This is a genomic window from Rhodocytophaga rosea (assembly GCF_010119975.1).
Lineage (GTDB): Bacteria > Bacteroidota > Bacteroidia > Cytophagales > 172606-1 > Rhodocytophaga > Rhodocytophaga rosea.
On record NZ_CP048222.1, the window covers coordinates 2,647,966 to 2,667,842 of the forward strand.

17 protein-coding genes and 1 pseudogene are annotated in these 19,877 nt (G+C 40.0%); 6 read left to right on the forward strand and 12 right to left on the reverse strand.

Going from position 1 to position 19,877, the window contains the following annotated elements:
- Nucleotide 1 precedes the first annotated feature (1 nt).
- Complete coding sequence (rimK, locus tag GXP67_RS11105) at nucleotides 2-904, forward strand: 30S ribosomal protein S6--L-glutamate ligase (protein WP_162443194.1); 903 nt, start codon at nucleotides 2-4, stop codon at nucleotides 902-904.
- A 106-nt stretch (nucleotides 905-1,010) separates the two neighbouring features.
- On the forward strand, nucleotides 1,011-1,286 hold the full coding sequence (locus GXP67_RS11110) for a hypothetical protein (protein ID WP_162443195.1): 276 nt from the start codon (nucleotides 1,011-1,013) through the stop codon (nucleotides 1,284-1,286).
- Between the two features lie 6 nt (nucleotides 1,287-1,292).
- On the opposite strand, the gene glpK is transcribed toward GXP67_RS11110, so the two are convergent.
- Both glpK and GXP67_RS11120 read right to left on the reverse strand, forming a co-directional pair.
- A complete protein-coding gene (gene glpK, locus GXP67_RS11115; protein ID WP_232065119.1) occupies nucleotides 1,293-2,798 on the reverse strand; it encodes a glycerol kinase GlpK in 1,506 nt (501 codons plus the stop codon).
- Between the two features lie 244 nt (nucleotides 2,799-3,042).
- The gene (locus GXP67_RS11120; RefSeq protein ID WP_162443196.1) at nucleotides 3,043-3,435 is read right to left on the reverse strand and encodes a hypothetical protein; all 393 of its coding nucleotides are present in this window, start codon (nucleotides 3,433-3,435) and stop codon (nucleotides 3,043-3,045) included.
- A 464-nt stretch (nucleotides 3,436-3,899) separates the two neighbouring features.
- Here GXP67_RS11120 and priA point away from each other — a divergent pair.
- A pseudogene (gene priA / locus GXP67_RS11125) lies at nucleotides 3,900-6,400 on the forward strand (replication restart helicase PriA).
- A 106-nt stretch (nucleotides 6,401-6,506) separates the two neighbouring features.
- On the forward strand, nucleotides 6,507-8,255 hold the full coding sequence (locus GXP67_RS11130; RefSeq protein WP_162443197.1) for an ABC transporter substrate-binding protein: 1,749 nt from the start codon (nucleotides 6,507-6,509) through the stop codon (nucleotides 8,253-8,255).
- A 141-nt stretch (nucleotides 8,256-8,396) separates the two neighbouring features.
- Here GXP67_RS11130 and can read toward each other — a convergent pair whose 3' ends face one another.
- On the reverse strand, nucleotides 8,397-10,646 hold the full coding sequence (can, locus tag GXP67_RS36990) for a carbonate dehydratase (RefSeq protein ID WP_232065123.1): 2,250 nt from the start codon (nucleotides 10,644-10,646) through the stop codon (nucleotides 8,397-8,399).
- A 352-nt stretch (nucleotides 10,647-10,998) separates the two neighbouring features.
- On the reverse strand, nucleotides 10,999-11,415 hold the full coding sequence (locus GXP67_RS11140; RefSeq protein WP_162443198.1) for a hypothetical protein: 417 nt from the start codon (nucleotides 11,413-11,415) through the stop codon (nucleotides 10,999-11,001).
- 321 nt (nucleotides 11,416-11,736) lie between these two features.
- On the opposite strand from GXP67_RS11140, the gene GXP67_RS11145 reads away from it, so the two are divergent.
- Complete coding sequence (locus GXP67_RS11145; protein ID WP_232065127.1) at nucleotides 11,737-12,879, forward strand: FG-GAP repeat domain-containing protein; 1,143 nt, start codon at nucleotides 11,737-11,739, stop codon at nucleotides 12,877-12,879.
- Between the two features lie 58 nt (nucleotides 12,880-12,937).
- Here the strand turns inward: GXP67_RS11145 and GXP67_RS11150 are convergent, their stop codons facing one another.
- From GXP67_RS11150 to GXP67_RS11170, 5 genes are all read right to left on the reverse strand, one after another.
- Nucleotides 12,938-14,101 carry an AIR synthase related protein gene (locus GXP67_RS11150; protein WP_162443199.1) on the reverse strand — a complete coding sequence of 388 codons (1,164 nt, stop codon included), beginning with the start codon at nucleotides 14,099-14,101 and terminating at the stop codon, nucleotides 12,938-12,940.
- A gap of 108 nt (nucleotides 14,102-14,209) precedes the next feature.
- Nucleotides 14,210-14,677 carry an arsenic resistance N-acetyltransferase ArsN2 gene (gene arsN2, locus GXP67_RS11155; RefSeq protein ID WP_162443200.1) on the reverse strand — a complete coding sequence of 156 codons (468 nt, stop codon included), beginning with the start codon at nucleotides 14,675-14,677 and terminating at the stop codon, nucleotides 14,210-14,212.
- 70 nt (nucleotides 14,678-14,747) lie between these two features.
- Nucleotides 14,748-15,089: a hypothetical protein gene (locus GXP67_RS11160; RefSeq protein WP_162443201.1), complete on the reverse strand. Its 342-nt coding sequence runs from the start codon at nucleotides 15,087-15,089 to the stop codon at nucleotides 14,748-14,750.
- 164 nt (nucleotides 15,090-15,253) lie between these two features.
- On the reverse strand, nucleotides 15,254-16,060 hold the full coding sequence (locus GXP67_RS11165) for a hypothetical protein (protein ID WP_162443202.1): 807 nt from the start codon (nucleotides 16,058-16,060) through the stop codon (nucleotides 15,254-15,256).
- A gap of 169 nt (nucleotides 16,061-16,229) precedes the next feature.
- Nucleotides 16,230-17,210 carry an MBL fold metallo-hydrolase gene (locus GXP67_RS11170; protein ID WP_162443203.1) on the reverse strand — a complete coding sequence of 327 codons (981 nt, stop codon included), beginning with the start codon at nucleotides 17,208-17,210 and terminating at the stop codon, nucleotides 16,230-16,232.
- A 334-nt stretch (nucleotides 17,211-17,544) separates the two neighbouring features.
- Here GXP67_RS11170 and GXP67_RS11175 point away from each other — a divergent pair, with 334 nt between their 5' ends.
- Complete coding sequence (locus GXP67_RS11175; protein WP_162443204.1) at nucleotides 17,545-17,892, forward strand: hypothetical protein; 348 nt, start codon at nucleotides 17,545-17,547, stop codon at nucleotides 17,890-17,892.
- Nucleotides 17,893-17,998: 106 nt separating this feature from the next.
- On the opposite strand, the gene GXP67_RS11180 is transcribed toward GXP67_RS11175, so the two are convergent.
- From GXP67_RS11180 to GXP67_RS11190, 3 genes are all read right to left on the reverse strand, one after another.
- Complete coding sequence (locus tag GXP67_RS11180) at nucleotides 17,999-18,592, reverse strand: IS630 family transposase (protein ID WP_162441765.1); 594 nt, start codon at nucleotides 18,590-18,592, stop codon at nucleotides 17,999-18,001.
- 5 nt (nucleotides 18,593-18,597) lie between these two features.
- On the reverse strand, nucleotides 18,598-19,092 hold the full coding sequence (locus tag GXP67_RS11185; RefSeq protein WP_162441766.1) for a helix-turn-helix domain-containing protein: 495 nt from the start codon (nucleotides 19,090-19,092) through the stop codon (nucleotides 18,598-18,600).
- Nucleotides 19,093-19,170: 78 nt separating this feature from the next.
- Nucleotides 19,171-19,842: a porin family protein gene (locus GXP67_RS11190; protein WP_162443205.1), complete on the reverse strand. Its 672-nt coding sequence runs from the start codon at nucleotides 19,840-19,842 to the stop codon at nucleotides 19,171-19,173.
- Nucleotides 19,843-19,877 lie beyond the last annotated feature (35 nt).

The window sequence follows — 19,877 nt, forward strand, 5'->3', positions numbered from 1 at the left end:
AATGCGTATCGCAATATTATCCCGGAATACAAATCTGTATTCCACCAAACGCCTGGTTGAAGCAGCCAGGCAAAGAGGGCATGATGTGTCTGTACTTGACCATTTGAAATGTTATGTAGTAATAGAAAGAGGCAATCCGGTGATTTACTACAATGGAAAGGTAGTACCCAAGATGGATGCTATAATTCCCCGTATCGGCAATTCTGTAACTCTGTATGGAACAGCTATCGTAAGGCAATTTGAAATTATGCAGGTATTCAGCGCCGTAAAATCCCTGGCCATTGTGCGTTCCAGAGATAAACTGCGCAGCTTACAAATCTTATCCAAAGCCGGCGTAGGCCTACCTAAAACAGCTTTTGCCAATCATCCCCGTGATATAGATGGCGTATTAAGCCAGGTAGGTGGAACCCCTGTAGTGATTAAACTTCTGGAAGGCACCCAGGGCATTGGGGTAATGCTGGCAGAATCCAGGAAAGCGGCAAAATCTATTATTGAAGCCTTTTATGGCATGAAAGCCGATATTCTTATTCAGGAATTCATTAGGGAATCGGCAGGTGCAGATATCAGGGCTTTTGTGGTAGATGGAAAAGTTGTAGGGGCCATGAAACGGCAAGGCAAAGAAGGAGAATTCCGATCTAACCTACATAGAGGTGGTAATGGCGTGGTTATCAAACTTTCTAAGCAAGAAAAAGAAACGGCATTAGCAGCAGCAAATGCCCTGGGATTGTCGGTAGCTGGTGTTGATATGCTTCAATCTAATCGTGGACCGCTGGTAATGGAAGTAAATTCTTCTCCCGGTTTACAGGGGATAGAAACAGCTACCCAGATAGATATTGCCGGAAAAATTATTCAATATGTAGAGAAGAACATCCGGGTGAATGTGAAAGACAAAGTAGGCGTATAATTATATCATTGGAACTGTATTCATATTTTCTTATAAATTAAATATGGATACAGTTCATCTCTCCTATCTACAGTAACTTTCAACCAATTAACTCGTTAATCTTTCTATGAAAAATAATCAAACCGCAATTGATAATAGTTTCCGGGAACATATAGAAGCATTATCAGCACAGAAGAAATATATTGGAATCAACTATCTGACAGATATTAATGAACTTCTTTCTGTTACAGCTATTATTAAAAACATCACTGCCAGGGACGATCATGAATATGCACAATTAAGCAGTGGAGAAGAAATCCGCCTGGATAAGATTGTACGGGCAGATGGCAAAACTTCTCCCGACTATCCGGATTATGATTTCAGCTATAATTGCTCCATATAAATATAGTTATTGTGGCTTGAAAGCCATTGCTGCGTTTACTGCCATTTTCCAGCCAGCATATAATTTTTCTGATTCACCTCCTCTCATACCAACACTGAATGTACGGTCTACTTGCCAGTTGTTGATAATATCACTGCGGTCTTTCCAGAATCCAACGGCTAAGCCTGCCAGATAAGCGGCACCAAGTGCGGTAGTTTCATTGATTTTAGGCCGGTCTACGGGTACTCCCAGAATATCGCTTTGAAATTGCATCAGGAAATTATTGGATACAGCTCCGCCATCTACCCGCAAACTTTTCAGCTTAATACCAGAATCCGCTTCCATCGCGGTCAGTACGTCTTTGGTCTGATAGGCCATAGATTCGAGGGTTGCCCTAATCAAGTGTTCTTTTTGTGTACCTCTTGTTAGTCCGAAAATGGCACCTCTTACCTGGCTATCCCAATAAGGCGTTCCCAGCCCAACAAATGCCGGCACCACATATACGCCTTCTGAGGAGGAAATCCGGCTGGCATACTCCTCACTTTCACCTGAATTTTTTAACATGCGTAATCCATCTCTTAACCATTGAACAGCGGAGCCAGCCACAAAAATACTTCCCTCCAGAGCATATTCTATCTTACCATCTATCCCCCAGGCAATGGTTGTAAGCAAGCCATGTGTAGATTTCACCGCTTTAGTGCCAGTGTTCATCAGCATAAAACAACCAGTACCATATGTATTCTTAGCCATGCCGGCTTCAAAGCAAGCCTGCCCAAATAAGGCCGCCTGCTGGTCGCCTGCTACTCCGGAAATAGTTACTTTATGTCCGCTGAAAATTCCTGCCGTCACCCCATATACTTCTGAAGACGAGCGTACTTCCGGCAACATCGACTTGGGGATTGTTAAAATTTCAAGTAATTCTTCATCCCAGCGAAGCTCATGAATGTTATAAATCAAAGTACGGGACGCATTCGTATAGTCAGTAATATGTACTTTTCCACCAGTTAACTTCCAGATCAGCCAAGTATCTATGGTTCCAAAAAGTAATTCTCCATTTTCTGCTCTTAAGCGGACATTATCTACATTATCCAAAATCCATTTGACTTTAGTACCCGAAAAGTAAGCATCAATCAGCAGGCCGGTTTTTGCCCGGAAAGTCTCTTCATGTCCCTGTGCTTTCAGTTCATCGCAGATACCAGAAGTTTGCCTGGATTGCCACACAATGGCATTATATACTGGCTCACCGGTATGCTTATCCCATACGACGGCAGTCTCCCGTTGGTTGGTAATGCCAATGGCTGCAATCTGAGAGGCTGGAACAAATGTTAATATTTCTCCAATCACCGAACCTACTGAACTCCATATTTCTTTGGCATCATGTTCTACCCACCCAGGCTGAGGAAAATATTGGGTAAACTCTTTTTGTGCTATGCGCACTATTGAACCTGCTTTATCAAAAAGGATAGCTCTTGAACTGGTAGTGCCCTGGTCTAATGCCAGAATATAGGTTTGTTCCATCGTATTTGTTTCCATTGAGGATAAAAACCCAAAATAGAAATATGATTGAACAGATAACAGTAAGATGGAAAAATTTATTTTTATCTAAGGAAAATACTATCTGTTTCGTCTTAAAATTAATAGTGAAGCATATAGGGCATAAAACAAAAAATCCACATTCAGAAGAATATGGATTTATAAATTATATAAATAAGTAAAGTTTAATCAAGCAGTCTCAGATAAATGGTGAAACATAGATTTTACTGCTAATAAAATGCTTTTAGTTTACATCGGCACCTACCAGGTGATGTTCCAGATCGTCGGCTACACGGGCAACTTCCAGCACCATATCCTTAATAAGGTCTTCAGTGCAATGGTCTAACAGAGCTGCAGCAGCTACTTTCAGGTATCCTTCGTGAATGACTACTTTGCTATAAAACAATTCCTGATTTAATTCAAGCATCGCTTTATGATCGATATCATCATTCAGTTCACACACTCTGGACATGAATTCCACTACTTTAGTATTGTTGCGATTTAGTAAATATCCAGTTACGTTCTGATAACGATGACGGCTAACGGGTACGGTAATAATTGTATTTTCAGTTGAATACTCCAGAAACTTTCCGTCAATCTCATCGGCTAGTTTCTCCATTGTTACTGATAGATTCATAGTTGTACAAGTTTATGTGAATAATGAAGATGTTTAATTGTTAGAAAATATTATAATATAAAGTAATCAGATCAAAAAAATCAGCATACAATTTATTAATAAATTAGCTATAAAAAGATTTATGTTTAATCGTTTGATAATCAATATATTTTTTGGCAAGATTAGCATGTAATATATAGAGTTATTTGTTACTTTTCAATTAAAAAACAAACTATTTTTTGTGTTCTCTCGCCTCAAATTTAAAAACTTTCATTGATTAATACCTTTTGCAAGCGAATTGTAATCAGTATTTTAGCTTTTTATCAAAAATATTTTACGATTTTTTCCTGAATCTTATGTGGGTATTTTTTGAAAGTGAGATGTAGGCTTTAGTAGGTATGTTTTGCAGCACGGGACAATAAAACTTAACATTCGTTTTCGCAGATTTATCCTTAAATTGCAAGCCGCTTCAAAATATTACATACTTGCAACACGCATTATTGCCATTCAGCGAAGAGGATAAGGTTACCTTTTTTGTAGATGTAATCTTGCCTGTGCCGGTTCCTAACTTATACACTTACCGGTCACCTTTTCACATGAATGGTTTACTGCAGGTTGGAGCCAGAATAATTGTGGAATTTGGAAAGCAACGGGTAGTTACGGCTGTTATCGCCCGAATTCACCAGAAACCTCCCCAACAATATACAGCCAAATATATTCTCGAACTGCTCGACGAACGGCCCATTATCACCCCGGCCAGCTTACGCTGTTTGAATGGATGTCTGGCTATTATATGTGTCACATTGGGGAGGTAATGAATGCTGCCTTACCCTCAGGCATGAAAATAAGCAGCGAATCCAGATTACAGTATAACCAGGAATTTGATATAAATCTTCCCCTTACCGAAGAGGAAGATCTGTTATTAGAAACCATAAAAAAACACCAGTCGCTTTCCTATGAAGAAGCAGAAAACCTGCTGGGACAGAAAATTTACAAAGTAGTAAAATCGCTGATCGGAAAAAGAGCCCTATTGGTATTTGAGGAGGTGAAGGAAAAGTATAAACCGAAAATAGTTAAGAAAGTGCGCCTGATGCGGATTTATGAAAAACGGGACAATATACAGGCACTCTTTCAGATTCTGGATAAAAAACCCAAACAATTAGACATCCTGCTTAAATATCTGCAACATGTGCCGGTATTAAGTAAACCTGAGCAGAATGAACAAGGCATCGAAAAAAGTCTGCTAACCAAGGATGAGATTTCGGAGTCTTCGCTGAAAACGCTTATCAAGAATCAGATTGTAGAAGAATTTGAAGTAACTGTTTCCAGGTTCGAGAATACAACGGTTCCCGAAAGCTACAATCTTACCCTAACCGAAACGCAGCAGAAAGCCAGTCACCAGATTATGGAACTGTTTAAAACAAAGGAGGCGGTTTTATTATACGGAATCACTGGCAGCGGCAAAACAGAAATATATATTGACCTCATCAGAAAAGTACTTGATAGCGGTTCACAGGTATTATATCTGCTACCTGAAATTGCCCTTACCACCCAGATAGTCAGCCGACTCTATAAAATATTCGGAGATGAGATGGGCGTATATCATTCAAAATTCTCAGACAACGAACGGGTTGAAGTATGGAAAGGCGTATTATCTGGCAGATTCTCTTTTGTGATCGGTGTCCGTTCGGCTATATTTCTGCCATTTGACAATTTAGGATTGATTGTAGTAGATGAGGAACATGAAACTTCGTACAAACAGCAAGATCCTGCCCCCAGGTATAATGCCAGAGATGTTGCCCTGGTCGTGGCACAAAAACAACATGCCAAAGTATTGCTTGGCTCTGCAACTCCTTCTTTTGAGTCTTATTATCATGCCCGCCTGGGAAAATATGGTTTTGTTAAGCTGGACAAACGGTTTGGAGAAGCTCAGTTGCCGGATATTGTGCTGGTAGATACCCGAACGGAGCGTAAGCAAAAAAAAATTAAGAACAATTTCTCAAGCGTATTGCTGGAAGAACTAAAAAAGGGGGTAGAGCGAAAAGAACAATCTATCCTTTTTCAGAACCGGCGTGGGTATTCGCCCTATATTTCCTGCGAAGAATGTAACTGGATTGCCCAATGCAATAATTGTGCAGTAAGCCTGACGTATCATTTGCATAACCATGAATTGCGTTGTCATTACTGCGGTCATACAGAAAAAACGCCTGCCATTTGTCCGGCTTGCGGCTCGCCAAAAATTATGACCATGGGATATGGAACGGAGAAAGTAGAAGATGAATTACAGTTGTTGCTTCCCGGTTCGCGTTTAGGCCGTATGGACTTAGATACCACACGTAAAAAAAACGCCTATCAACAGATCATTACTGAGTTTGAAGCTGGAAATATGGATGTATTGATTGGTACGCAGATGATCAGCAAAGGCCTAGATTTTGATAAAGTAAGCCTGGTGGGTATTTTTGATGCTGACCGCCTGATTAATTTTCCAGATTTTCGCTCCCACGAACGTGCATTTCAGCTCATTACTCAGGTGAGCGGACGGGCCGGCCGACGGGATAAAAAAGGCAAAGTAATTATCCAGACGGCCGATACGCAGCAGAATATTTTACAGAAAGTTTTATCGAGCGATTATGAAGGCTTATATGAGAAAGAAATGGCTGAACGGAAAAAATACAATTATCCGCCTTTTTGCCGTATGATCAAGATTAGTGTAAAGCATGTACAATTCAGCATAGCTGAAAAAGCAGCTTATCAACTGGTGAGCCAGCTGACAGAAAAACTGGGAACTGCCCGTGTATTGGGTCCGGAATCTCCCTTAATCGACCGGATCAGAAACCAGTATCTGAAAGATATACTCATTAAGTTAGAAAAAGAGAATGTGAACCTGAAGGCTGTGAAAGAAATGATCCGCAAAGAAATGCTGGATATATGCACACAGAAAGAATTTAAGCAAGTGACAATTGTGGCCGACGTTGATCCTTTATAAAATTTTCCTTTTCCAGCATGATTGCAGGATTTTTTGGCAACACTACAGTTTTTTTATCCTCTTTCATATTTCCTGCATTTTAGTTAAAATTTAGTTATTTTAGAATATGATTATACGCCGTGCTTATAACTCACCAGATACCTGTAGGATTTTGCTCCTGCTGCTGCTATTTCTGGTAGGTTGTCAGCCTATACCCGATAAAACTTTTGAAGTAAAGGTGCGTTTGCCTCAGGACCCTGAAACATTGAATCCGGTAAATTACACCAATGTATATGGCTTGCAGATCATTCACTTGCTCTTTCAAACCCTGCTTAATACTGAAGATCTTGATAGCCAGCTCCGGCCTTTGCTAGCTTCCGGTTTGCCGGTAGTAGTTCAAAAAGATTCTCTAACCTATATTACCTACCAGATCAGGAAAGAAGCTATATGGGATAATGCAGCCCCGGTAACTGCACAGGACGTGGTGTTTTCAATGAAAGTGATTAAATGTCCGCTGGTGAATAATGAAAAACTACAGATGCAATACGAAGCCGTTCAGGATGTAATTTCGAATAATACCAATCCAGAGGAAGTTACTTTTGTATGCAAGCGTAATTATCCTAACCTTGACCGCCTCACCGGCGATTTATTTATTATACCTGCTTATCTGTTTGATCCTACAGGTTTGCTGGCTCAGTTTTCCCTTTCAGATTTAATTATACAGGAAGAGTCCTTAAAAAAGCATACAAACATAATTTCTTTTGCAGAATGGTTTAATACCGGAAAGTTCTCACGGGATGAAAATATTCTGAGAGGCAGCGGAGCCTATCAATTATCGGATTGGAAAACCGGCCGCCAGGTGGTGGTACAAAAAAAACAGCAATGGTGGGCTGAAAAGCTTTCAAATAAACCGGAATACCTAACTGCCAATCCTGCCAGAATTAATTTTCAGATCGTTCCGGAAAATATGACCGCTGTATTGTCTTTAAAGAGGGAGGCTCTAGACATATATAGCAATGTGCCAGCTACAGAATTCCTTCAACTGACTCAGGATGAAGCGATGCAGAAAAAATATAATTTTTTTACTCCGGAAACCTATGATTTCACTTACCTGGGGATAAACGGCCGTCTCGAAAAATTTGCCGACAAAAAAACCCGGCAGGCTATAGCCCATTTACTGGATATAAACAATATGATTAAGGTTACCCAGCAGAGTTTTGCAGTCCGTACCATTGGGCCTGTAAAACCTGGCGATCCTAATTACAATACCTCTGTAGCTTTATATAATTATAATATAAACAAAGCCATTCAACTGCTGCAAGCAGCAGGATGGCAAAAGGAAAATAACCAATGGGTGAGAATAGTGGAGGAAGAGAAAATACCACTTACTATTAACCTACAATATAAAGCCGGCAACAATGATTATGAAGATATAGCACTCATTTTTAGACAGGCCGCCGCCGAAGCTGGTATTCCGGTTGAAATACAAGCTATGGAAGGAAGTACGCTGGGAAGTAATCTGCGGGCACACCATTTTGAGATTTTCATCCGAAGTATGTCCGGAGGGCCAGCCGAATATAATTTTAAGTCTATTCTCCATTCAGTGAGTGCTGTGCCCAATGGTTATAATTATACCAATTTTGGAACAGCCGAAAGTGATACTCTTATCGATGCTATTAATGAAACTTTCAGTCCTGAACTAAAATCCAGATATTTGAAAAAATTTCAGCAAATCCTTTATGAGGAAGCAAACATCATTTTCCTTTTCGTGCTCAAAAACCGGATTGCTATTCATAAGCGGCTGCAAAACACAAAAATTACCACCAGTAAAGCTGGTTATGACGTAAGTGCCTTTACATTAGGTTCGCCGCAATAATTAGTTGTGGGCATAAATTGCTTTATTCCTTACGCAGAAACTTAGTATTCATTGCATTAATTATTACAAATTTTAAAAGCCTAATAAACCGCTAAAGTTAATACCGGTTTATCAGGCTTTTGTCTCAAATATCCCTCTAGTTTACTGAAAATCTTTAAACCTGAATATTTCATCATATTCGGCAAATGTTTTCCGGATATCCACCTCTAGATCTTTAATAGAACCTTCACGCAGGTCGTATACCCAGCCATGTACATGCAATTTGGCATCTTTAAGCCACGCTTTTTGTACAATTGAAGTTTTATGCAGGTTATATACTTGCTCAATCACATTTAATTCTACTAGTCGTTTGAACTGCTCATTCGGGTCTTTCATGTACATGAGTTCATCTTTATGCAAGCGGTATACATCTTTAATATTGAGCAGCCATTTATTAATTAAACCCAGGTTGTTATCTTCAATAGCCGCTTTTACGCCTCCACAACCATAATGACCACATACAATAATATGCTCTACTTTAAGCACTTCCACAGCATATTGTAATACAGACAGCAGGTTAAGATCAGTGCTTACGACCAGATTGGCTACGTTCCGATGTACAAACATTTCGCCAGGGTGAGTACCGGTAATTTCTGAGGCAGGTACCCGGCTATCTGAACAACCAATCCACAAGTATTTCGGGCTTTGCCCCATGGCCAGATTTTCAAAATAGTGAGGATCAAGTTTTAGTTTTTCAGCCACCCATTTGCGGTTATTTTCAAATAATTGATCATAGGCTGTCTGGTCTACTTGTGGAACTGGAACAGGAGCATAGGTTTTAGCGGTTGGCTGGCCATCATGTCCATTTTTATTAAAAGTGAAGCGTATATTTTTCTGTTTAGCAGTAGATTTAAAATTCTCTATGGTTTCGAGAATATCATAATCAATATACTGGGATTTGGATCCATCTATTTCCACATAACTGTTTTCCGGCAAGTTTTCCAGAATATTGTTGATACTTGCTTTGTTCAGAAAAGAAACATGTTCGCCTAAATTGATCTTAACCTTCTCACCTCCTTTAAGCTTTTCCCGCTGAAAGAAATAAAAGCTTTTGTAATTGGCACGCAATATAAAGAACAAGCCTACTGCCAGACCTATACTAATGCCAATCAACAGATCGGTAAATAGCACAGCCACAATAGTAACAACAAAAGGAATAAACTGGCTCAGTCCCAGGCTATACATTTCCTTAAACACTTTTAGTTTAGCGAGTTTATACCCTGTAAGTATCAGAATAGCGGCTAAGCAAGCCAGGGGAATACGGTTGAGCAAACTTGGAATGCTAATTACACATACCAGTAGCAGGATGCCATGGATTACAGCCGACATCTTACTTCTGGCTCCAGTATTAATGTTTACTGAACTACGCACAATAACCGAGGTAAGAGGTAAGCCCCCAATAAGTCCGCTAATTAGATTTCCAACACCCTGTGCTTTGAGTTCCCGGTTAGGGGGTGTATTTCGTTTCAGGGGATCGAGTTTATCTGTAGCTTCTACGTTGAGCAGGGTTTCCAGACTAGCAACTATAGCTAAGGTAGCAGCAGTAATATATACCTGTGGATTTCCAATCTGAGAGAAATCCGGCAGGGTGAATAGTCCCAGAAACTCGTTAAAGTTATTCGCCTTAGGCAACGATACCAGGTGATTACCGGACAGTGAAAGAAACGAGATATAATTATATAAATAGTTAATCAGAATACTGATTAACACCACCACCAGAGGCGCTGGAATCCCATTAAAGAAACTATATTTTTTTAAAGCAGGCCTTTCCCATAATAAAAGTATTGCTACGGATATTAATGTAATAATAATCGCAGCAGCATTCGGATTTTGAAAAGCACGTAAAATCTCTGTAAATGTATTTTCTCCATCCAGCTGTTCAAAAGCAAACTCGCCTTCTGCATCCTCATCATAACCAAGCGCATGTGGAATCTGCTTCAAAATCAGGGTAAGCCCAATAGCAGCCAGCATCCCTTTAATAACGGCTGATGGAAAGAAATATCCGATAGAACCAGCTCTTATATACCCTAATATAATTTGCAATACACCTGCCAGCATCACAGCCAGCAGAAAAGCATTAAATTGACCATTAAATTTTTCAATGGCACTGAATACGATTACAGTTAAGCCAGCTGCCGGACCGCTCACACTCAGCGAAGAACCACTCAACGATCCTACTATGATACCTCCTATAATGCCGGCAATTATACCGGAAAACAAGGGAGCACCAGAAGCCAGAGCAATACCTAAGCAAAGGGGCAATGCTACCAGAAACACGACCAATCCCGAACGGAAATCGTACCGGAAGTTTGTAACCATGCTTTGTATAATATTATTTTTGTTGTCTTTCATAAGTGTGAATTTATTTTAAGGACCTGATAGAGAGAAATCTCTGAACAGTAAAGTATTTGTATCCAAAGTGCAAATACCAGACACATCAATCATTTAATGAATGGCGAATACCAAGGACTAATCCGGTGAAAAATTTGAAATAATAAACAGATGATATTTAATAGGTAGTACGTAAAAAGAAAATGATGCAGGATTTATAAACACCTGTGCATATATTTTCCAAAATAGCCATTCCCTCTACAACCAGTATCAGTCTTTAAGTAGGTCTTCCGTATTTGTTTGTGCTTATTAATATAGCATTCATATGGCATCACAAAAGAATAGGCAACAGCAACCTGAACTAGTAATAAAGCTATGCTTCGGGCGGAGGAGTAGTTTGAGTCAGATAAGAATTAAAGAGGCGGTAATCTTCAAAAATATTGTAAATAGGTTCTACCTGAATGGGTTCATCAAATAAAACAATACCATTGTGGTGTATAAAATCAACATCTTCCAGAGACATTTCCATATCATACACATCTGTATCTTGTGCATCTGCAGCAGGATTTGTTATATCTAAATAGTCCTCTACGATATATTCAACAAGATTAGCATTTGAGGGAGAAGTGCATTGCAAAGAAGCGGATTTCACATAATAGTGAACAATAGAATGAGTGGGAAAGACCATTGTATTGATAAAACCGATCAGCAGTATAAAGCCGATACATCTTCTTAGCAGAGGTATGGTTTCTTTATGCGGACGGTTAGTATTTACAACTCTTTTCAACATCCTATTGATAGCTTCATAGGGTTATAGCAACCTGCTTAAATACAAAAGCTTTACAAAAATAGCATAATTAATGGTTTTTGTGCAACGTATGCTGCAATCTTTTGGTTTCTGCCCATGTATCATTTACAAGAATAATAGTTGTTTATTAGCTTAAAATATACTTATGTTCCAAATCAAATGGCTCTTATAACCCAATTGTAGGTAAAGGAATACCTTGCATTATAGTTTTTATTTTTTCTTTTTATTGATAAATAATTTTACTTTTTAAAGAAATGTCTAATTTGTGAGTCATCTGTATTTTAACCTACAACCTATACTAAAGTGAAAAGGTTTTTTTTATTCTTCGCAACAATTGCTTGTTATGTAGCCTGCATGGGGCAATCAACTTCTACCCTGAAATTTTCCAAACAAATGATTGCTGCAGAAAGCTATGAATCTGTAGATGTATTTGATGTAAATGGCGACAAACAGGCAGATCTTGTTTCGGGTGCTTTCTGGTACGAAGGTCCGGATTTTTTTAAGCGGCACTATATAGGCGAAGTAAAGCGGCATGAAGAATATTATGATGATTTTTCAACCATACCTATGGATGTAAATGGCGACAATCTGACTGATTTTGTAACTGGTGGTTGGTTTGGAGGTACGATTGTGTGGCGGCAAAATCCCGGCAATGATAAACAATGGACAGAACATGTGATTGCCGAATGCGGAAATGTAGAAACTACCCGTTCCTGGGATGTAGATGGAGATGGATTTCCTGAAATTATACCCAATACACCTAATAAACCTCTGGTCATTTACCAATTGCAAAAAGATGCTGGTGGGAAACCTTTAGGTATGTTTTCGAAAACACAAATTTATGATAAGCAAGGACATGGTCTTGGCTTTGGAGACGTTAATAAAGATGGCCGGGGTGATTTTATTCTGCCCACCGGCTGGCTTGAAGCACCAAAGAACTGGAAAACTGAAAAATGGATATTTCACCCGGAATTTGATTTGGGAACAGCCAGTGTACCTGTTATTATAACCGATGTAAACAAAGATGGATTAGCCGATATGATTGTAGGCCAGGGACATGGATATGGTTTACACTGGTATCAGCAGGTGCTGGAGAAGAAGAACCGCAGCTGGAAAAAATATACCATTGATTCTTTGAATTCTCAGTATCATGCCATGATATGGACTGATATAACCGGCGATGGTAAAGAAGAGCTGGTTACAGGCAAACGGTACCGGGCACATAATCATAACGATCCTGGTGCAAACGACCCCATAGGTTTGTATTATTTTACCTGGAATGGCAACTCATTTGTTAAAAATATTATCAATTATGGCAAGTTGGGTGAAGCGGTAGGCACAGGTATTTACTTCAGCCTAACTGATTTGCGTGGTACCGGGCGAAAAGATATCATAGTTGCAGGCAAGCAAGGGTTATATATACTCTATAATGATGGGCAGAAATAAATTACTAAGATTTCTACCTTCTACCAATTCCCACTAATTAGCGGCACTTAACTCCTATTTAATATACGAACTCTCCATATTCACTTCGGATGGTAAGCTTTTTCTGGTCAGATGATTCTACATGTCCGACAATCTGCGCTGGTACATTAAACGATGTTGAAATGGCTATCAAATCCTGGGCATATTTTTCTTCGATATAAATTTCCATCCGGTGGCCCATATTGAATACTTTGTACATTTCCTGCCAGGGTGTTAGGCTCTCCTGCTGGATCAACTTGAAAAGCGGAGGAGTTTCGAACAAATTATCTTTTACAATGTGCAAATCTTCTACAAAATGTAGCACCTTAGTTTGGGCACCACCACTGCAATGTACCATGCCATGAATAGGTTGCCGGTATAGCTGTAGTATTTCTTTTACAATAGGTGCATACGTTCTGGTGGGAGATAATACAAGTTTTCCGGCATCCAGAGCAACACCATGTACAGGTTCTGTCAGGTTACGGGTACCTGCATACACCAGATGTTCCGGAACCATAGGATCGTAGCTTTCCGGATATTTCTGTGCCAATATTTTACGGAATACATCGTGCCGGGCGGAAGTAAGTCCATTGCTGCCCATGCCTCCATTGTATTCATTCTCGTAAGTTGCTTGTCCGGAAGAAGCAAACCCCACAATTACATCTCCGGGCTGGATACGGTCATTGCTTATTACATCAGTACGTTTCATTCGGGCAGTTACCGTACTATCTACAATAATGGTACGCACCAGGTCACCCACATCTGCCGTTTCACCGCCAGTACTGTAAATACCAATGCCATGCTCCCGTAATAGTTGTAATACTTCCTCCGTACCATTAATAATAGCTGCAATCACATCTCCGGGAATTAAATTTTTATTGCGTCCAATTGTAGAAGAAAGCAGAATATTATCAATAGCGCCTACGCAAAGCAGGTCATCAACATTCATGATAATAGCATCCTGAGCGATTCCCTTCCAGACAGATACATCTCCGGTTTCTTTCCAGTACATGTAGGCTAACGATGACTTGGTACCGGCTCCATCGGCATGCATAATGTTGCAATATTCCGGATCGCCTCCCAGAAGGTCGGGCACAATCTTGCAGAATGCTTTGGGAAATAGTCCTTTGTCTAAGGTGCGGATGGCCTGATGTACGTCTTCTTTAGAAGCAGAGACACCCCGCTTCATATATCGGTCTTGCATGGCTCAAAAGTAAGGAAAGCCCTGTGGATTGACAACATAAAATGTAAGGCTGCTTTCAAAAGTGGCTGCTTAGTGAGCGAATTAGCGCATTACGGATTGAAATAGGAATTATTTTTTTACCACAAATGCATGTTTGGAAATAAGTTTATGCATGACAATTCCGGAACCCGGGCAGGTTTTACTGAATTGTGTGGTTTGCTGAATAAGTTCAGGAACCTGCTCTCTGGCTATTACTTCAAACCCTTTTTCACCAAAATAGGCTTGAGCTGTAGTAGTAATCAAAAAAACCTCCTGTATTTGTTTTTCTACAGCTAACTCCATCACTTTCTCATATAATTGTTTGCCTACTTGCAGATTTCGGTATCTGTCTTCTACCACCATAGAACGAAGTAAAGCAACAGAGCCCATCACTTGCAGACCAATACTTCCAATAATTCGCCCATTAAGATAGGCCGCAAAAAAATAAGTATTCTCCAGATTTACATCGCTTACAGGTAAGCCATTATCCTGCAGCAGTTTCCGGATAACGTCCATATCAGTATTACTGGCAGAAATTATTTCGCTCAGGTCCGTCATAACAGGTGAGATTTAATGGTGGCTGTGTATTAATAATATACTTATTAATTTAACATAAAAAATCAAAAACTCATTTCTTGGCATTATTTCCTTTTACTTTAGTAAAGGGCATTTCTTCTATGCCTAGCGTAGTTAATGCCGGATTTAATTCTTTTGCTGAAATAAGTACCTTAAACACCTTATTCCCTCCAATTTCAAAATCTTTGGTGAACTTTCCCCGGTTCTGCAAACTTCGGTATACTGAAGAATAATTAATGGCAACTGGCCAGCCGTTCATCGCCAATACCGAAGTAAGGCATTCTATTGTTTTTTTCAGGTTTGAGAAATACGCAAAATGGGGTTCTTTTTTGCGGATGGTGTTTAAAGTTCCAATCGGAATAACCGATAGTTCATAGATGTATCGTGTTTTCATAAATTGAAAGTAAAATAATCTGGAAAATTATCAAACTATTTTTCAAGCATGCAATATTCTGGCTTTGCTGGTTGTTATACATACATAACTCTCAAGTTAGAAAAAAAGAAAGCCACAGCAATTATTTACTGTGGCTTTCTTCATTTATTGTAATTCACTTCTATTTACTGCACTACAAAATTCAGGAACGCTTTCTTTTTATCGTATTCTGCTTGTAATACTTTCTTCAACGATTCACTTTTCGCCATATACGCATTTACTCCTTTGCGCACAGCAACTAAAGTTGTATCAGCTACACTACCAGCTACTACTTTTTGTTCACCTTGCACCTGGGCAGCCCCTGTGTTAAAGTCATTCTGAATGCCAGTAGCTGCTTTCGGATAATTCTCCACAACGGCTGTATAACAGAAAGCTTCAGCAATCGGGTGTTTTACTTCCTGCATTTCAGCCATTCCAGTGATACCAGAACCTATCTTCCAGCCAATATTTCCATCCGGACGAACGGCATCAGCATGGAAGAATTTAGAGGCAATACCAGTCAGCTGGTCCAGGGTGACAGTGTCTTTTTCAAGCGTTACACCTTTGATCTCGCTTTTTTTAGAAGCCAGATAATGAGCAACCAGTTCTACAAAGACATTGGTAAAGGTAGAATCCTTTTTCAGGGCTTCTACATAAAACTTATCCAATGCAGCAGGATCTGCAGTTAGTTCATTCAACTTGGTTTCATCAATGGCAGTAGCATTTTCTGCCAGGTAAGCTACCATCCTGGGATTCGTATTCACCAGTTCGGCTAAAAAATGAGTATCAGGTAATTTCTTCAAACTCTTTTTTACAACTTTTTGCTCACCAGTTGCTGCTACTTTGGCCGTAAACATTTTACCGTAATCTTTTACAATGTCCTCTTTCGTATACACGGCAAGGCCTCCTGCGAATAATAATCCAGCAAGAAAAGTTATCAAAGCTAATTTCATAAAAGTTTTAAGTTGGTTTTAAGGGTTGTACATGTAACAATTTTAACCACTGCTGTTACCTGGCAGATGGCTTTAAAGCAAACTCTGAAATTAAAAAATTATTGTATAAAAATCAAAACTGCTTTGGTTTAATAGGGACTTTACGAAAACACCGTTAAAAAGTTCGCAATCATCTGTATGCCTGTTTATTAAAAGATTGATGCTGCAACTGTAAATAAGTAATTAAAGCTGCACCTGCCAAAGCAGCCAGACCCACGCCCAATAACATTTTTGGCAACCTGCCTACTACCGGAGCAGGCAAAGATACAATACCATTTTCGTCTGTTTCTGCCGGAACCGGAACATATCTTCCTTGAGAAGGTACAGCCAGCCGGCCAAAATTTCTTGCCAGAGTTTCCAGTTCCAGTTGCAACAACCTGCCTTGCATGGGTACTCCATGCCCAGTAGCTGCAACTGCTGGTTGCAGACTTGCTAACTTTTCAACAGTCCATTGGGCAGCACGCCAGTCGCTAGTAAAATAGGCTGGTGGTCCATGCACTTCTTGCTTGTCTGTAATGAGTGCCAGTGCAGATTCAGATTTTCTGGTAACGAAAGCATCTCCGGCAATAAGCATCCTATCGCTTTCACGGAAAAAAGAAACATGTCCTGCTGTATGTCCGGGTGTATGGATTAACCGCCAGCCAGGCAAGCCAGGTACAGAGCCATCTTCCGGATAGGGATGGATTCTGCTACTGATATCAATCGGGCCTTTGGGATACATCCATGATAAAAAAGCCATAGCACCGCCTCCTACTGTTGGATCTGGTGGCGGATAGGATGACAGCCCGGTAAGATAAGGCATTTCGAGTGGATGTGCATATACCGGAACATCCCATTCTTCGGCGAGTTCGATCAAAGCGCCTACATGGTCGAAATGTCCATGGGTTAACAGAATAGCTTCAGGGCGGCTACCTGCACCAAACTGGGCTTCTGCTGCCTTTTTAATTCTACCTGCCGACCCTTTGAGTCCGGCGTCTATCAGTACCCATGAGTTACTGCCTGGTTCACTTGCCAGATATACATTTACAAATACGATTTTCAAACCTGTGACTCCCGGAGCTACATGATAATCTTGGTATACATATTTAGTTAGTTCTTTTGATTGTAACATTGTTTTTCCTCCAGTTTCTAAAGCGCCATCAGTAAGCGCTGAAAGGTGTATAATAATCAGTTATACGCAGTAAAAGTCCATCAGTTGGCAAGTATTACTGATTTCAAAATTTTACAGATTGATAGGAAGATATCAGGTATATAATAAATCAAGGAAAGAGTTAAATATTCAGAATCAATCTTCCTGGCAGTTCCAATATTTTCCGCTTACTCTGTTAAAGTTATAATTTCATCGATCGCTATAATAATAAGGTCATAATCCAGAAACCCCAGACCATAGATTCCGTTAAACAGAACACATTAAAGAATAATTGACATTTAACCAAAAACAAGTTATGAACGATTTTCAGAACGGAGGATTGAATATCAATCCACAAGACATATCTAAAACTTTCGAAAATGCACTTCATTTATATCGTGGCAATCACGAAAAACTTCCTGAACTATTAAGAGATGCCGGTACTTTGCTGCTGAAATTCAGCAAAAAATTAAGTACACCGCAACTTATTCTGGCAGTAGGTATTGTCGCCTGTGGCGTAGCTCTGGTAGCCGTGAATATAGCCAAGCAGCAGGAAGAGGAAGAAAATCAACACAGCCAGTCTGGTGGACAAACCATAGATATTTCAAGTCCGGGCAAGCCAACAGGAAACCGTACTTCTCCAGGTCGGAGCAATGCAGAATAGCATATAGTATCTTTTTACACAAACAAAAGCCCCTAAATTTAAATTTAGGGGCTTTTGTTTGTGTAAACTTTATATACTTAACTAGTTATACCAAATAGGGCGAAGGCTATTCCATAGAGGTTGTAATCTTGCTGATGGCTTCTAAAATGTAAGGGTATCCGGTTAGAGAGGCGATCTGTCTTTGCCCATAACTTTTAGCCGTATTAGTGATCCAGGCTTCCAGTTCTTGTTCATGGCTGAAGTTGTGAAAAGCTACTTTGTTTTTCATATCCCCCCACAGCCTTTCGACCGGATTGAGTTCAGGGTTGGAAGAAGGTAAATACACCAGGCGGATATTTTGGGGCACTTGCAAGGCTTTTGCCCGGTGATAGCCTGCTTTGTCTACAAAGATAAACTTGAACACTTGCGGTTGATGGCGGCTAAACTCCTCAAGCATATACTCAAAGTAAAGCGTGTTAACCTGTGGGGCAGTAATAAAGAAGTGATCTCCTGTCAGCGGTTCTACCAATCCATAGCAGTAGCGGTAGATGAAGCGGTGCTGATAGGCTCCTACCGGTTTTATGCCGGCAAGGGTGATGGCTCTTCTCAAAACAGTCATCAAACCAAAGCGGCTCTCATCCTGATAGTACACCTTCCAATGGCTGACTACCCCTTTGGCAGCCAAAGGAGCATAGTAGCGCTGTAAGAGGAAAGTGAGCACCAAGTTTAGTTTTTTTTATACTTCTGCTCATAGGCTAGATCCTTTTTCAGGTTGCTCTTTCTAACCACTTTCAGCTTTGCCCCCAGCTGTCGGTGGACAAACCAATGTACATGCTCATAGCTCAGATCAATGCCATGCGCCGTGTGCAACCACTCATGGATTTGCTTATAAGAAGTAAAATAGTTGTTTGGATCAGCAAGCTTTGCCTTCAACTGCTCAAGTACTTTACCTGCAATCTGTGATGCCCTTTTGTGGCCGCCCGGATCTATCTGAAGACAGGCTTGCAGCCCTTTCTGTTTGTAAAGCCGGAACCACTGGCCCACTGCATGACGCTCATAGCCTACGGCAGCAGCTATTTGTCCATACGCTTTAGCCTGCCCACTCTTGTAGAGGTAAAAAGCCCGCAGTCTGGCTCCGGCTAGCGGATGGGCTATTTTTTTGCTCATCTTCAGCAACTGCTCGGCACTCTCGATGAGCTCAGTTTTGGTTACTCTTCCCATACTTGATCAACATATAACATCTATGGAAGGTTCTTTATACTATTCGGTATTAGATATAAGGGTGAATTGAAGGTTGCCTTAAAATTTCAATCCAATTTCTATGGATACATAGCTATTTCTTACCGACAAGTCATTATTAACTTTACTCCCATTGTATTCCACCCCACCAATAGAATTAACAAGTCCCCGGTTGTAATTAAGACCTCCAAAAACAGTGGTATTTTCGCCCATAATCAGTTCTACTCCTGCGCCTAATAAAATGCCTGCATCTATTGGTTTAAACACTTTTTTGTCGCTGATTACTGAATATTTATACAAAAAATTATCATTCTCTTCCTTATATTTTTCTGCGATTTTAAAATCCAGTGTACCGCCCAGTTGAAAATACACCCGTGTATCCACCGCCACTTCATTGGTATATAGCTTAAGGCTCACAGGCACTTGTAAATATTGTATATTATATAAACTATTAGAAGGTTCGCCAGTAAAAGCAAAACCACTCAATCCTACCCTTTTCACCGTATACCACAAACCGGTACTAAAAGCATAATTATCAGCAAAATAAAAATCAGCAATCGGGCCGGCACTAAATCGTAAACCAGAACCTTCATTGGTAACATTGTTATAACTGCCTTCGCTATTTACACCATTAAAGGAGATATTAGGGGCAAGGCGTAAGCCCAATTTTACCTGAGAAAAGCCTGCGAATGACAGGCCGCAGAATAAAGCAAGTAATGCGATTTTTTTCATAGTTTTGTAATTTATTGCGCCCAAGTTAAGTTAAA

Excerpts from the sequence above, each read along its gene's own strand:
- GXP67_RS11150 (WP_162443199.1), bottom strand. The coding sequence starts at position 14,101 with ATGCAAGACCGATATATGAAGCGGGGTGTCTCTGCTTCTAAAGAAGAC.
- GXP67_RS11190 (WP_162443205.1), bottom strand. The coding sequence starts at position 19,842 with ATGAAAAAAATCGCATTACTTGCTTTATTCTGCGGCCTGTCATTCGCA.
- GXP67_RS11110 (WP_162443195.1), top strand. The coding sequence starts at position 1,011 with ATGAAAAATAATCAAACCGCAATTGATAATAGTTTCCGGGAACATATA.
- GXP67_RS11130 (WP_162443197.1), top strand. The coding sequence starts at position 6,507 with ATGATTATACGCCGTGCTTATAACTCACCAGATACCTGTAGGATTTTG.
- GXP67_RS11140 (WP_162443198.1), bottom strand. The coding sequence starts at position 11,415 with ATGTTGAAAAGAGTTGTAAATACTAACCGTCCGCATAAAGAAACCATA.
- GXP67_RS11160 (WP_162443201.1), bottom strand. The coding sequence starts at position 15,089 with ATGAAAACACGATACATCTATGAACTATCGGTTATTCCGATTGGAACT.
- arsN2 (WP_162443200.1), bottom strand. The coding sequence starts at position 14,677 with ATGACGGACCTGAGCGAAATAATTTCTGCCAGTAATACTGATATGGAC.
- GXP67_RS11175 (WP_162443204.1), top strand. The coding sequence starts at position 17,545 with ATGAACGATTTTCAGAACGGAGGATTGAATATCAATCCACAAGACATA.
- rimK (WP_162443194.1), top strand. The coding sequence starts at position 2 with ATGCGTATCGCAATATTATCCCGGAATACAAATCTGTATTCCACCAAA.
- GXP67_RS11185 (WP_162441766.1), bottom strand. The coding sequence starts at position 19,092 with ATGGGAAGAGTAACCAAAACTGAGCTCATCGAGAGTGCCGAGCAGTTG.
- GXP67_RS11170 (WP_162443203.1), bottom strand. The coding sequence starts at position 17,210 with ATGTTACAATCAAAAGAACTAACTAAATATGTATACCAAGATTATCAT.
- GXP67_RS11120 (WP_162443196.1), bottom strand. The coding sequence starts at position 3,435 with ATGAATCTATCAGTAACAATGGAGAAACTAGCCGATGAGATTGACGGA.
- glpK (WP_232065119.1), bottom strand. The coding sequence starts at position 2,798 with ATGGAAACAAATACGATGGAACAAACCTATATTCTGGCATTAGACCAG.
- GXP67_RS11165 (WP_162443202.1), bottom strand. The coding sequence starts at position 16,060 with ATGAAATTAGCTTTGATAACTTTTCTTGCTGGATTATTATTCGCAGGA.
- can (WP_232065123.1), bottom strand. The coding sequence starts at position 10,646 with ATGAAAGACAACAAAAATAATATTATACAAAGCATGGTTACAAACTTC.